Annotated in this window: 14 protein-coding genes; 13 read left to right on the forward strand and 1 reads right to left on the reverse strand. The window is 32.6% G+C overall.

All coding sequences use genetic code 11. From position 1 onward, the window contains the following. The first annotated feature begins 210 nt into the window (after positions 1-210). The 7 genes from B5E75_RS08735 to B5E75_RS08765 all read left to right on the forward strand — a co-directional run bounded on the left by B5E75_RS08735 (position 211) and on the right by B5E75_RS08765 (position 6,472). Positions 211-939, forward strand: a complete 729-nt coding sequence (locus B5E75_RS08735; RefSeq protein ID WP_087358442.1) for a segregation/condensation protein A — start codon at positions 211-213, stop codon at positions 937-939. Further along, complete coding sequence (gene scpB / locus B5E75_RS08740; protein ID WP_087358444.1) at positions 939-1,505, forward strand: SMC-Scp complex subunit ScpB; 567 nt, start codon at positions 939-941, stop codon at positions 1,503-1,505. The genes B5E75_RS08735 and scpB overlap by 1 nt, the downstream gene beginning before the upstream one ends. 22 nt (positions 1,506-1,527) lie before the next feature. Then, entirely contained in the window at positions 1,528-2,343 is an 816-nt protein-coding gene (locus tag B5E75_RS08745; protein ID WP_087358446.1) for a metallophosphoesterase, read from the forward strand. Between the two features lie 96 nt (positions 2,344-2,439). Further along, positions 2,440-4,161: an ABC transporter ATP-binding protein/permease gene (locus tag B5E75_RS08750; RefSeq protein ID WP_087358448.1), complete on the forward strand. Its 1,722-nt coding sequence runs from the start codon at positions 2,440-2,442 to the stop codon at positions 4,159-4,161. Next, positions 4,154-5,803, forward strand: coding sequence for an amino acid ABC transporter ATP-binding/permease protein (locus tag B5E75_RS08755; RefSeq protein WP_087358450.1), 1,650 nt, complete (start codon positions 4,154-4,156; stop codon positions 5,801-5,803). Before B5E75_RS08750 ends, B5E75_RS08755 begins: the two co-directional genes overlap by 8 nt. Further along, entirely contained in the window at positions 5,803-6,090 is a 288-nt protein-coding gene (locus B5E75_RS08760) for a nitrous oxide-stimulated promoter family protein (protein ID WP_087243191.1), read from the forward strand. Before B5E75_RS08755 ends, B5E75_RS08760 begins: the two co-directional genes overlap by 1 nt. A gap of 10 nt (positions 6,091-6,100) precedes the next feature. Then, positions 6,101-6,472: a YbaN family protein gene (locus B5E75_RS08765; protein WP_087243192.1), complete on the forward strand. Its 372-nt coding sequence runs from the start codon at positions 6,101-6,103 to the stop codon at positions 6,470-6,472. 33 nt (positions 6,473-6,505) lie between these two features. Here B5E75_RS08765 and B5E75_RS08770 read toward each other — a convergent pair whose 3' ends face one another. Next, a complete protein-coding gene (locus B5E75_RS08770) occupies positions 6,506-6,715 on the reverse strand; it encodes a cold-shock protein (RefSeq protein ID WP_087243193.1) in 210 nt (69 codons plus the stop codon). Between the two features lie 211 nt (positions 6,716-6,926). Between B5E75_RS08770 and B5E75_RS08775 the strand changes: the two genes are divergently transcribed. From B5E75_RS08775 to B5E75_RS08800, 6 genes are all read left to right on the forward strand, one after another. Further along, the gene (locus tag B5E75_RS08775) at positions 6,927-8,144 is read left to right on the forward strand and encodes an aminopeptidase (protein ID WP_087358452.1); all 1,218 of its coding nucleotides are present in this window, start codon (positions 6,927-6,929) and stop codon (positions 8,142-8,144) included. A gap of 60 nt (positions 8,145-8,204) precedes the next feature. Then, a complete protein-coding gene (locus tag B5E75_RS08780; protein WP_087358454.1) occupies positions 8,205-9,794 on the forward strand; it encodes a peptide chain release factor 3 in 1,590 nt (529 codons plus the stop codon). Between the two features lie 75 nt (positions 9,795-9,869). Then, a complete protein-coding gene (locus tag B5E75_RS08785) occupies positions 9,870-10,112 on the forward strand; it encodes a hypothetical protein (protein ID WP_087358456.1) in 243 nt (80 codons plus the stop codon). Positions 10,113-10,168: 56 nt separating this feature from the next. After that, positions 10,169-12,112: a P-type ATPase actuator domain-containing protein gene (locus B5E75_RS08790; protein ID WP_241146650.1), complete on the forward strand. Its 1,944-nt coding sequence runs from the start codon at positions 10,169-10,171 to the stop codon at positions 12,110-12,112. Between the two features lie 36 nt (positions 12,113-12,148). Beyond that, positions 12,149-13,267, forward strand: coding sequence for a glycerate kinase (locus B5E75_RS08795; protein ID WP_087358458.1), 1,119 nt, complete (start codon positions 12,149-12,151; stop codon positions 13,265-13,267). Then, entirely contained in the window at positions 13,257-14,099 is an 843-nt protein-coding gene (locus tag B5E75_RS08800; protein WP_087358460.1) for an RluA family pseudouridine synthase, read from the forward strand. Before B5E75_RS08795 ends, B5E75_RS08800 begins: the two co-directional genes overlap by 11 nt. Positions 14,100-14,142 lie beyond the last annotated feature (43 nt).

A 14,142-nucleotide genomic window follows, 5' to 3' on the forward strand; every position in this document is an offset into this window, starting at 1 on the left:
CCCCTCGCATACTATCTAAGATAGGTTGTATTAACATATAAATGTAGCGCCGTATACGAGACCCGTACGTACGGTGCAATGAGAGGGGCGAAGATTAATTTCTTCCCTCTACTCTATTAAAATAATTTCTGGTAGACATAGATTTAAAAAAATAGTAAAGTATTCTTACATATTTTATGTTATAATACATAAGTTAGTGGAGGTGAAAGCATGGCATATGAAGTTATTCTTGATGATTTTCAAGGTCCATTAGATTTATTGTTGCATCTAATTAAAGAAAAAGAAATGGATTTAGAAACTTTGGAGGTTTCAGTTATTACTGATCAATATCTTGCTTATATTGATCAAATGGATGCCAAGCAATTAGAAACAATGTCAGAATATTTAGTTATGGCAGCACAGCTAATTGAGATGAAAAGTAAAATGCTTTTACCAGCCCAAAAGATTGAATTAGAAGATGACTATCAGGAAGATCCAAGAGAACAATTAATCAAACGATTAATTGAATATAAAAAATATAAAGATGTCTTAGATGAATTTAAAGAAAAATATGAACAAAGACAATATATTCATACCAAAGCACCTGCTTTTATGGATGAATATGTTATTGATACAACTGATATGATTCCAGATCATTTAGAAGTTTATGATTTAATAAGAGCAATGCAAAAAATGTTTCAAAGAAAAGCATTACATGCTCCTTTAGAATCGAAAATTGCACGTGTTGAAATATCTATTGATGAACGCAGTGATCAAATTAGACAATATTTTCGTATACATAAAAATCAAAGAGTAAAATTAGAAGATTTGTTTGAAGAACCTACAAAAATCTTCTTTGTGATTACGTTTTTATCCATTCTTGTTTTAGTCAATAAAAATGAACTGATTATTGAACAGGAAGGTAACTTTGAAGATATATATTTAAAGGAGAGAACTTGATGGACAAAAATGAAATATTAAGTGTCATAGAAGGTATGTTGTTTTTATCAGGAGATGAAGGTATTACCATTAAACAAATAACTTCTGTTTTAAAACTTAATAAAAAAGAAGCAACACAATATATGGATGAATTAATTCAAATAGAAAATGAGAGAACTATTAAAGGATTTGAAATAGTGAATTTTGGTGGTGTTTATAAAATGACAACACTTGCCAAACATCATGAATATTATCAAAGAATGATAGAACAAAGTGAAAATACATTGTCTAATGCAGCCTTAGAAACATTAGCTATCATTGCTTATAATCAACCGATAACACGTGTCAGAATTGAAGAAATACGTGGTGTGGGTTGTGATGCAATGATTAGAAAACTAGCAGCTAAGGCTTTGATTAAAGAAGTTGGGAGAGAAGATACACCGGGAAAACCTATTTTATATGGTGTGACTGATGAATTTATGGATGCATTTTCATTGACTTCCTTAGATGAATTGCCTGAATTAAAAGAAATGAAGGAAGATTTTGATCAGGAAGATATTTTTAATACAAAATATACAGAAGAATAATATTGTAGGGTAGGAAGATATCATGGCATATATTTATGCAATTTCAGATATTCATGGAAGATATGATTTATTAAAGAATGTTGTTGATGAATGGGTTCGTTTTGAAAATGGTGATCAATTGATTTTAGTTGGTGATTATATTGATGGTGATTGTCATGGAAATTCATGTCTGACACTGCAATATATTTATCAGCTACAAGTTGCATATCCTCAACAGGTGATTGTTTTACAAGGAAACCATGAAGAATGGTTACTATCTTTTTTAGAAGATCGTGAAACTTATCTGGATACGCACATAGATATGTCTTTTTCAACGTTAGAAAGTTTTACAGGTGAAGATGAAATGACATCCATCTATCAACGAGCATCTGCTTATCATCAAGATCGTTTCTCTATAATAGAAGATATGTATCATCAATGCCGTGAACTGATATGTCAAAAACATGCTTCTGTTATGAACTGGTTAAAACATTTACCTTATTATTATGAAAATGATCATCAGATCTTTGTGCATGCTGGTATTGAAGTCATTGATTATCAACCAGAACTATGGAAACAGGTATCAACAGTCAATACCTATTTGATGAAATATCCTGCCTCGCAAGGACAGTTTTATAAAAAAGTCATTGCTGGACATATTGGTACACATCAAGTAACTCATCAATCTGATTTTCATCAGATCTGTTGTTTAGGTGATTTTATATATTTAGATTCTTCTGTGATCACAACACAATTTTTAAATGTTTTACAATATGATTGTCAAACATGTCGTTATCAGGGATTGATCAAAAAAAATCAACAATGGCAAACATATGATATAGCTCATTTTAACAAGTGATAGGATATTCTATCACTTTTTATTGACTTACAAGTTACTCTATGCTAACATTTGGATACTTCGGTTAGATAAGACTAACAAAAAAGGAGAGTATTCATGTTTGACAAGAGATTATTAAAAGAAATGCCAAATGCAAAATCATATATATGGAAACAGGTATTTTGTCAATGGATAGCTTTATTGATGAATATTGTGTTGACGTTATTGATATGTGTTTTGTTTATACAGTTGTTTGATCAACAACTTTCCATAGAAAAAGTTGTTTTGATTTTACTTGTTATGATTGTATCTTTGATGATACGAGCTTATGTTTTAAAAAAGGCAACTTATTATTCTTTTAAAGGAGCAAGTCTTGTGAAAAAGACTTTAAGACAGCGTCTTTTTGAAAAAGTTTTAAGTTTAGGAAGTCATTATCAAGATCATGTTAGAACAAGTGAATTGGTTCAATTATCAGTGGAAGGTATTAATCAGTTAGAAACTTATTTTTCATTATATTTACCACAATTATTTTATAGTGTTTTAGCACCAGTCACATTATTTGTTTTGACAGCTTTCTTAGACTGGAAAAGTGCTTTGGTTTTATTTGTCTGTGTTCCATTGATTCCTGTTTCGATTATTTTCGTACAGAAGTTTGCCAAAAAACTGCTTTCTAAATATTGGAACAGCTATACAACACTAGGAGATAGTTTTTTAGAAAATCTTCAAGCACTCACAACATTAAAGATTTATCAAAGTGATGCCTATAAACAACAACAGATGAATCAGGAAGCAGAGAATTTTAGACGTATTACAATGCGTGTCTTGATTATGCAATTAAATAGTATCAGTATTATGGATATTGTTGCCTATGGAGGGGCAGGGTTAGGATGTTTTTTTGCGATTACACATTTTCAAAATCAGACTTTATCATTGTTTGGTGCATTGTTTATTGTTTTGATGTCTTTTGAGTTCTTTATTCCATTAAGACAGTTAGGCTCTTTCTTCCATATTGCGATGAATGGTATTGCTGCGAGTGATAAAATTTTTAAAATCTTAGATTTGCCTGTATCATCAGATGGTCAATATGATTTAGATACTTCCTTTGATATCAGACTTGAACATGTTTCTTTTCAATATGATGACAAAAGACCTATTTTAAAGGATGTATCTTTACATATTCAGCCACATCAATTTATTGGTATTGTTGGAGAAAGTGGTTCAGGAAAAAGTACAATAGCCAAGTTAATGATGGGCTATCACCGTTGTTTAGAAGGATATCTTTATATGGGTGATTATCAACGTAGTGACATTCGTGATGAGAGTTTTATGGAACATGTGATGTATGTGACACATGATCCTATGATATTGAAAGGAACGGTTAGAGAAAATCTAAATATGTTTTCACAATATTGTGATGAACAGTTATGGGATGTATTAAAGCAAGTGCGTTTAGATGGCTTTTTCCATGAACAAATGGGATTGGATACGCCATTATTAGAAAATGGAAGTAATTTATCTGGTGGACAAAAACAACGATTGAATCTTGCCAGAGCATTACTTAAAGACGTAGATGTTTATATTTTTGATGAGGCCACAAGTAATATTGATGTAGAGAGTGAAAATCATATTTTAAATGTCATTGAGACATTAACACAAACAAAAACTGTTATTTTCATTACCCATCGTTTACAAAGTGTGATTCATTGTGATGAGATTTATGTGATGCAACAAGGGGCTTTGGTAGAACAGGGAACACATCAAGAACTTATGCATCAAGAAGGGATTTACCATCATATGTATCAAAGTCAACAGGAATTGGAGGTGTATAGCCATGAATAATGTACAATTGATATGGAAAATGTTAAAACTTGTCAAACCATTAACCCTTCCAATGTTAGGAGCTGTTTTGTTAGGTGTTTTAGGTTTTCTTTGTGCGATTGGCATTCCCGTTATAGCGGTGATGGCTATTTTACAGACAACGGGGATGTATGCACACTTTCCTCTTTCATGGGTTTTAGGTATTTTGCTATGTTTGGCAATACTAAGAGGTGTACTTCATTATGGTGAACAGGCATTAAATCACTATATTGCGTTTAAACTTCTAGCGATTATACGTGATCATGTATACACGGCATTAAGACGTCTGGCACCAGCCAAATTGGATGGTAAAGACAAAGGCAACTTAATTTCTATTATTACCAATGATATTGAGTTACTTGAAGTTTTCTATGCTCATACGATTTCACCAGTTTTGATTGCTTTTTTCACATCCTTGATTTTATTGAAATTTTTTGCTCATATACATATATTCGCTATGATGATTGCTTTGATTGCTTATTTGATGATGGCTATTGTGATTCCCTTTTATGTCAATCACAAAGGGCAGGAGATAGGGCAAAAGAATCGTGATGAAATTGGCAATATGAGCAGTTTCCTATTAGAAAGCTATCGTGGTTTATCAACACTTTTGCAATATCGTGCTGGAAACAAACGTCTTGAACAGATGAATGAGCGTAGTGATTGTATTGAAGATATGCAAGGACAGATGAAAAATATTGAAGCTACACAAGTTGTATGTTCACAATTGCTGATATCTATCTTTGCTTTCGTTATGTTTATCGTGATGTATATTTTCTATTTACAAAATCAAGTCAATGTTTATCATGTCATAACGGCAGTAGTACTGATGCTTTCAAGTTTTGGACCAGTGATGGCCTTGTCTAATCTGGCAAATAATTTACTTTCTACATTAAGCAGTGGTCGTCGTGTCATGGCCATTTTAGAAGAAAAGGAAGCTATCTGTGAAGTGACGGGACAGCCTCATATATCATTTGATGATATCCACGTTGATGATGTGACGTTTGCTTATCAACAAGATGATCCTATATTGCAGAATCTTCATCTTCATTTTGATAAAGGAAAAGTGACAGGTATTATTGGAAAGAGTGGTAGTGGGAAATCGACTTTATTAAAGTTGCTTATGCGTTTCTATGATCCTCTTCGTGGTGTGATCCAAATAGGTCAAACCCCTTTAACAAATATCAATACATCTAATATGCGTCATATGTTTGCTTATGTGACACAGGACACTGTGTTATTCCATGATTCGATTGAAAATAATATTAAAATCGCAAAATTGGATGCCACAAGTGATGAGATTCAAGCAGCCTGTCAAAAAGCCAGTCTGCATGATTGGATTATGTCCTTACCTGAGGGTTATCAGACACCTGTCAGTGAACTGGGGTCATCATTATCAGGAGGAGAAAGACAAAGAATTTCACTTGCAAGAGCATTTCTTAGCCAGGCAGAATGTATTTTATTGGATGAACCAACAAGTAATTTAGATGTTTTAAATGAAGGGATTATTTTAAAAGCATTACAAAATGAAAAAGAGAGAACCATTATTCTTGTTTCTCATCGTGAATCGACAATGAAAATTGTTAATCAAACAATCAAAATGGATCAGGGCAGGGTCAGCTAATGAATATTGAAAAGAAACGACAAAGAGAAATGAAAGTTGTGGCTTTGATGATTCATTTATATTGTTTACATCATGATGATATAGATGAAAAGACTTTAGTCAATTATGCTTTGAAGCGTATTGAAAAATGTCCCATGATGAAAGACAAAACATTTTGTAGTCAATGTCATATTCATTGTTATGAAAAGAATATGCAAAAGCAAATCAAAAAAGTCATGCGTTATAGTGGACCGAGAATGATTTTTTATCATCCTTTGTTGGCTTTACGTCATGCTTTGAAAATTTAGGAGGAAACGTATGCGTTATATTTATTTAATGATAGGAATGATTAGCTTTGGTCTAGGATTTATTGGGATTGTATTGCCTATATTACCAACAACACCCTTTCTTTTACTAGCTGGCTTTTGTTTTGCAAGAAGCTCTAAGCGTGTGCATAACTGGTTTGTATCTACAAAGGCTTATCAAAGACATTTAGAACCATTTGTTCAAAAAAGAGCAATGACTTTAAAAACAAAAATCTGTATTTTAAGTCTTGCCAGTTTCATGCTTGCTTTTCCATTGTTTTTGACAGACTTATGGTGGTTAAGAGTTTTTATTATTGGATTATATATTTTTAAATATTATTATTTCCTTTTTAAAATCAAAACAATCAAGTTAGAACACATATAAAAAACACATCCGAAGATGTGTTTTTTATATGGTTTAATCATCAATAACTGTTACGTTAGTAGCTTGAGGTCCTCTATCTCCTTCAACAATATCAAATTCAACAGTTTGACCTTCCTGTAAAGTTTTAAATCCTTCAGCGTTAATAGATGAGAAATGAACAAAGATATCTTTGTCATGCCCTTCCATTGTAATAAAACCATAACCCTTATCAGATTTAAACCATTTCACTTTACCTGTACTCATGTATGAAGTACCTCCTTAAAAGATTTCGCAAAAAACCAGTACTTCATTTTTAAACGACTAATAAATCTTTGCTTTGAAGAATAACTAATACTTTTAAAAATACGTGCTATGTTCCTTTGCTTTTTTATTATAACATAGACTTGATTGTGGTACAAGTTCTTGTTGACAATAGAGTAAAATAGGGTATCATTTGATTAGAGGTGGTTAAAAGATGTTAGAAAAATATGCTGAATTAATTATTAAGCAGGGTGTCAATTTACAAAAAGGACAGGAACTGTTAATTGAAGCTTCTATCGATAGTTATCCCTTAGTCCGATTATTAACAAAACAGGCGTATGAAGTGGGAGCTAAAGATGTCATTGTGAACTATCGTGATGAAGTGGTGACACGTTTAAGATATGAAAACTGTGATCAAAAACATTTTGAAGCAGTTCCATCATATATTAAAGAGTTGAGAAATGGATATGCTGCAAGACATGTGGCGTTGATTTCAATTGAATCTGAAGATCCAGAAAATTTAAAGAATATTGACCCTTTAAAAATACAAACTTGGAGTAAAGCTGTCAGACAGGCTTGTCAGCCTTTTTATGATGCATTGGATTTAGGGATTAATCGCTGGTGTATTGTAGGTGCACCAAGTGTTGGATGGGCGAATAAGGTCTTTCCAGAAATGAGTGATAGTGAGGCTGTTGAGGCTTTATGGAAGGCTATTTTTAAAGTCACACGCTGTGATCAGGAAAATCCTATTGAAGCATGGGAAGAACATCGTCGTTCATTTGAAAGACGTGTTCAAATCTTAAATGAAAAGAAAATCAAATCTTTACATTATTTTAATAGCTTAGGAACAGATTTAACAATAGGAATGAATCCGGATTATGTTTTTGCTGGTGGAGGGAACTATACAACGGATGGTATTTATTCTTTCCCTAATATCCCTACTGAAGAAATTTTTACGTCACCAGATTTTCATAATGTCAATGGTGTCGTTTATAGTTCATTACCTTTACACTATCAAGGACATATTGTTGATGAATTTTCTTTGACTTTTGAAAATGGACGTATTGTAGATTATCATGCTAAAGTAGGAGAAGATGTTTTAAAAAGCATTATTGAAACAGATGAAGGAAGTCATTATTTAGGTGAAGTGGCTTTAGTACCTTATGATTCTCCTATTCGTCAATTAAATCTGATTTTCTATAATACATTATTTGATGAAAATGCTTCTTGTCATTTGGCTATTGGCAAAGGATTTGGTGAATGTATTCATAATGGTTTAACCATGAATAAAGAAGAACTATATCAACATGGTATTAATGATTCATTGACTCATGTTGATTTTATGATTGGGACAAAAGATTTATCTATTGAAGCGACATTAGAAGATGGATCAACATTGACTGTTTTTAAAAATGGGAACTTTGCATTTTAAAATTGACAAATATCCAGAATTTCTTTAATATGTTTTCTTGGAGATGTGAGGAGGATTGTCATGTCAGAATTGAAAGAAGAAGTACAAAAGCGTAGAACTTTTGCGATTATATCGCATCCAGATGCGGGAAAAACAACTTTAACAGAAAAATTCCTTCTTTATGGTGGTGCGATTCAAGAAGCCGGAATGGTCAAAGGGAAAAAACAATCTAAACATGCGGTGAGTGACTGGATGGAAATTGAAAAACAAAGAGGGATTTCTGTTACATCCTCTGTTTTACAATTTAATTATGATGGGTTCTGTATTAATATCTTGGATACACCGGGACATCAGGATTTCTCTGAAGATACTTATCGTACGTTAATGGCAGCAGATAGTGCAGTCATGGTCATAGATGGTTCTAAAGGGGTCGAAGATCAGACACGTAAATTATTTAAGGTTTGTGCCATGCGACATATTCCTATTTTTACATTTATTAATAAAATGGATCGAGAAGCGAAAGACCCCTATGAGTTAATGGAAGAAATTGAAAGAGAATTAGGTGTGGAAACATGTGCCATTAACTGGCCAATTGGTTGTGGTAAGGAATTTAAAGGTGTCTATGAACGCCAAAACAATGAAGTCATTCGTTTTATTCCTGTACAAGGTGGTAAAAAAGAAGTTGATGTTGAAATATGTGATGTTCAAGATGAATCTTTAAAAGAACAGCTAGGAGAAACATTATATCAACAATTACAAGATGATATTGAATTGTTGGATGGTGCAGGTGCTCAATTTGATCTTGAACGTGTGCGACATGGTGAATTATCACCTGTATGTTTTGGTTCGGCCTTAACAAATTTTGGAGTAGAACCTTTCTTAAAACACTTTTTAGAAATGACAACATCACCATTACCTCGTATGAGTAATATTGGTGAAATTGATCCGTTTTCAGAAGATTTTAGTGCCTTTGTTTTTAAGATTCAAGCGAATATGAATAAGGCACATCGTGACCGTATGGCTTTTATGCGTATTTGTTCAGGAAAGTTTACAAAAGGTATGGAAGTTTTCCATTATCAAGGGAATAAAAAAATCAAACTGAATCAATCTAAGCAATTAATGGCAGAAAACCGAGAAGAAGTAGAAGAAGCTTATTCGGGTGATATTATTGGTGTTTTTGATCCGGGTATCTTTTCAATTGGTGATACTTTATGTCCAGCAAAAAATAAATTTGCCTATGAAGGTATACCGACATTTGCCCCAGAACATTTTTCAATGATTCGTAATAAAGATACGATGAAACGTAAACAGTTTGTTAAGGGTGTTGAACAGATTGCTCAAGAAGGAGCCATTCAGATTTTTACTGAACTAGGTGGCGGTATGGAAGAAATCATTGTAGGCGTTGTTGGTGTTTTACAATTTGAAGTTTTATCATATCGTTTAAAGAATGAATATAATGTGGATATTATTAGTACACCACTGCCTTATCAATATATTCGCTGGATTAAAAATAAAGATGTTGATTTTAAAAAGTTAAATCTTTCTTCAGATACAAAAAAAGTACAAGATTTAAAAGGACAATATCTTTTATTGTTTTCTAATGAATGGGGTGTTCGTTGGGCAACTGATAAAAATCCTGATCTTGTTTTAGCTGAATTTTCACAGAATTAATGATACTCCTCGAGTATCATTTTTCTTTTTTAGCTATTTAAAAAGTGATAGAATACATTTAAGGAGGTGTCACCTGTGGCTAATGAAGGAAAGCGTTGTTATTGTCGATGTATTCAAGATATGCGTATGCAAATAGGCAAAGAAGAATTGACGATTTTTCATCACAACCAGATTTATGCATGTATGGTTCGTACAGGTGACAAGGAGGTTTCTTTTTATAAGATTTATGGGGAAGAATTTTCTTTAAGTTGCAGTGAAACAGAATTTAAGGAATATTTTCGTTTTGTCAAATATAAATCATCTGATGAGAAATTGTGATGTTTCTTTGTTTTTTATGAAAAATATGTTATGATGTCGTAGAAAGGGTGATGACTTTGTCAAAAAAGACTTTTGAAATTTCAAATATTCAATCCGTTGAAGAATTAAATCATTTAAGTTTAAAACTCAATGAAAAAGAACAAGTTTCGCATATTAAAGTCAATAAAGATAGTATTGTTTTTCATTGTCTTGATATTGATGCTTTATTAAGTTTAATCCAGAGTGTGAATAAAGACTTTGTTGTAAAAGAAGTGATTGATGGGAAAAAACGTGAATATGATTTTGCCAAAAAGAAAGAACGTCAATATTATTTCATGTTTAAAAATATGTTAACAGAAGATGATATTTATGTGCTGGTTGAAAGAATTGAAAAAGATCGTAGATATCATGATGTGCATTATGATGGACAAAATAAACTTTTATTATTGAAATCTAGTCAAAGAGATGTTTTAAGTCTGTTAAGAAAAGAATTATTTAAGATTAATCCATCGGTGGAGATTATTGAACATCACCGACCTATCCGTTCACAGGATGTTTTCAATCAAAAATTTCTTCAGATGTATATACGTATTGGTATTTTGCTCGTTGTTGTTGCTTTAGCATTAGTTACATCTAAAGATGATACAATTATGACACCTATTTTATGGTTAATCACAGTCATTTTATTAGGTATGCCTTTACTCAAAAAAGGATGGGGAGATCTTTTATCTAAGAAGTTTTTCAGTGAATCATTACTTGTTTTTATCGCTATGATTTTTGGTGTTATTTCTGGGGCATATATTGAAACATGTGTGGCTTTAATTGTCTATGAATTATCGACGCCATTTTTAAACAAAGTTCTGGAACGTTCATTGCATAAGATTGATAATGCTGTAGAAATGCCGGAAACTGGGATGCGTTATCAAGATGGACAAACAGAAAAGGTTTCATTATATGATGTTGAAATTGGTGATATTTTAATTGTAAAACCGGGTGAAACAGTGTCTATTCCCGGAACGATTGATAAAGGTGTTTCAGCCATCAGTACTTATTCAAATACAAGTACATATGAACCGGTTGTAGTAAAAAAAGGCAGTCATGTCAGCAGTGGTGATGTCAATGTGGGTGAAAGTGAGCTTTATGTACAGGTTGATGAAACTTATGAAAGTTCTAATTATATGAATTTAATGAATATTGCCAGTGTAGCTCCTGTCTATGAATCAAAAACTGAAAAATATACAAAACGACTGGCAAAATTCTATACTCCAGTTATGGTTGCTTTGGGATTGTTGTTAGGTATTGTTTTACCACTCATTCAATTTGAAGAATATGGTTCTTATATTCATGTTGGAGCTGTTTTCCTTGTGATATCGGGAGCTTTATCAAGTGATCAGGCAACATCTTTAGGAATGCTGGCAGGTTTTGCAAAAGCTTTTCAACATGGTATTATTGTTGAATCATCAATGGGGTTAGATTCTATTAATGCAGCACAGACGATTGTTTATGATCGTTTTGATGGTGTGGAAGTCACAAATGAGGAATTAAATCTTTTTAAGAAGCTTTCACATATGGGAAGAACACTTGTCATTTATAATGATGGACCTGTGGCATTGGAAGATGATCAGTATAAAATTTATAATGATTTAACAAATGCTCAAAAATTAGAAAAAATGGAATCTATGACAGCACCTGTTGTTTATATTGGAGATACTTTTAAAGATATTGAGCTTTTACAGAAAAGTTATGTTGGTATTTCTCGTGGAGGATTAGCTGATCCTAAAGTTGTTGAAAATAGTGATATTGTATTGATCGATGCTGATTTAAATAGGGTTTATGAAACATTTGTAATCGCAAGAAAGATGCGTACTATTGCGGTTGCAAATAATATTTTGACAGTTGTGGTGAAAGTCGCAATGCTTATTACAGCCTTAAGCTGGACGGTTGTCCCTTTATGGGCTATTGTATTGATTGAGATTTTATTAAAAGCTTTTGTTATGCGTAATTCAACATGTATTTTATAGAGTAGACATGTCTACTCTTTTTTTGGAGGTGAAATGATGAAATTTGTGATTGCTCCAGATTCTTTTAAAGAAAGTATGAGTGCTATCGAAGCCAGTTTACAAATTCAAGAGGCTATTCATGATTATGATGCCTCTTTTATCACTCAGTGTCTGCCTATGGCTGATGGAGGAGAAGGAACGCTTGAAACATTAATGAGCAGTTTATCGGGACAGATCATGATGTATGAAGTGACCGGTGTCTGTTTTGAAAAACGCTCTGTACCTATAGCGATTATCAATGATTGTGCCATTATTGAATGTGCCAAGGTATGTGGTTTAGAATTACTGGATGAGCAACATAAAAATCCTTATCTTACAACAACTTATGGGTTGGGTGAATTAATTTTAAAAGCATTGGATTTATCGATGTCACGCATCATGATTTGTTTAGGAGGTAGTGCAACAAATGATGGAGGAATAGGATTGCTGATGGCTTTAGGTGTACAATTTTTAGATTGTCATCATCAGCCTGTCATACCAACAATGAAAGGTTTAAAAGATATTGAATATATTGATTGGTGTGGTTTGGATCAGCGATTAAAAGATGTTGAATTGATAGGTGTATGTGATGTGTCCAATCCTTTGTGTGGAAAACAGGGAGCAACTTATGTCTATGGACCACAAAAAGGATTGCATCTTGATGAATGTGAAAGCATTGATCAGGCTATGCAAAGATATGCTCAACTTATAGAAATATCTCAACCTAGCTACCAGTCATTTCCCGGTGCAGGAGCAGCCGGAGGACTGGGATATGCTTTGTTGTTATGTGGAGGACATTTAGAACGAGGTTTTGAAGTGGTTAGTCGTATTTCTAGGCTGGAAGATGCTATTGCATCATGTGATTGTGTCATCGTTGGTGAAGGAAAAATGGATTACCAGACACAATATGGAAAAACGCCTTATGGTGTTTTACAGATAGCTAAAAAATATCATAAAAAAGTTTATGCTTTTTGTGGACGTGTTGAAGATTTAGATGTCCTTCAATCATGGGGATTTGAAAATGTATGGTCTATTACTCCAACATCGATGCTCTTAGCTCAAGCTTTACAGAAAGGAAAAGAAAATTTAAAACAATGTGTTTTTACACATATGGAGGAAATGCTTCATGGAATATAAAGTCAATAATGATACAACATTACTTTCCTTTTTATTGGAACAGACATCTAAAAAGAGAAATGAATTAAAAAATCTTTTGAAATTTGAAAGAATTTATGTTGATGGACATATTCAAACACATTATGCATATCCTTTAAAGAAAGGACAAATCGTTTCGATAGGGAAAAAGAAGGCGGAATTACCTTTTCCTATTGTTTATGAAGATCAGGAAATCATTGTGATTGATAAGCCTTGTGGATTATTAAGTGAAGCAACGGATAAAGAGAGTCAAAAGACAGCTTATATGATTATCAAAACATATTTATCTAAGAAAAAAGAAAAAATCTTTCTTGTGCATCGTTTAGATCAATATACATCTGGTCTTTTAATGTTTGTGAAAAGTCAAAAACTTTATGATTTACTGACGCATCACTGGAATCAATATGTCAAAACAAGGGGATATGTGGCGATTGTAGAAGGACATATGAAAAAAACACATGGAACGATTGATAATTATTTATGTGAATCAAAAACACAGAATATTTATATTACGAATAAACGTCATGGCAAAAGAGCTATTACACATTATCGTGTGATTGCCTCATCATCACAATATAGTTTATTAGAAATCTATTTAGACACAGGACGTAAAAATCAGATTCGTGTGCATCTTTCTTCTTTGCATCATCCTATTGTCGGAGATGATAAATATGGAGCTTCATGTAATCCTATCAAAAGATTAGGCTTACATGCTCATGAGCTGATGTTTATTCATCCACTGACACAAAGAGAAATGCGTTTTGTATCACCAACTCCACAGGTTTTTGAAAGTTTATTTAAAAAGAGAAAATAAGAAAAATATGGTTGACAGATAAGAAAAAATACATTATGATATA

Source organism: Massiliimicrobium timonense, from assembly GCF_002160865.1.
Classification (GTDB): domain Bacteria; phylum Bacillota_I; class Bacilli_A; order Erysipelotrichales; family Coprobacillaceae; genus Allocoprobacillus.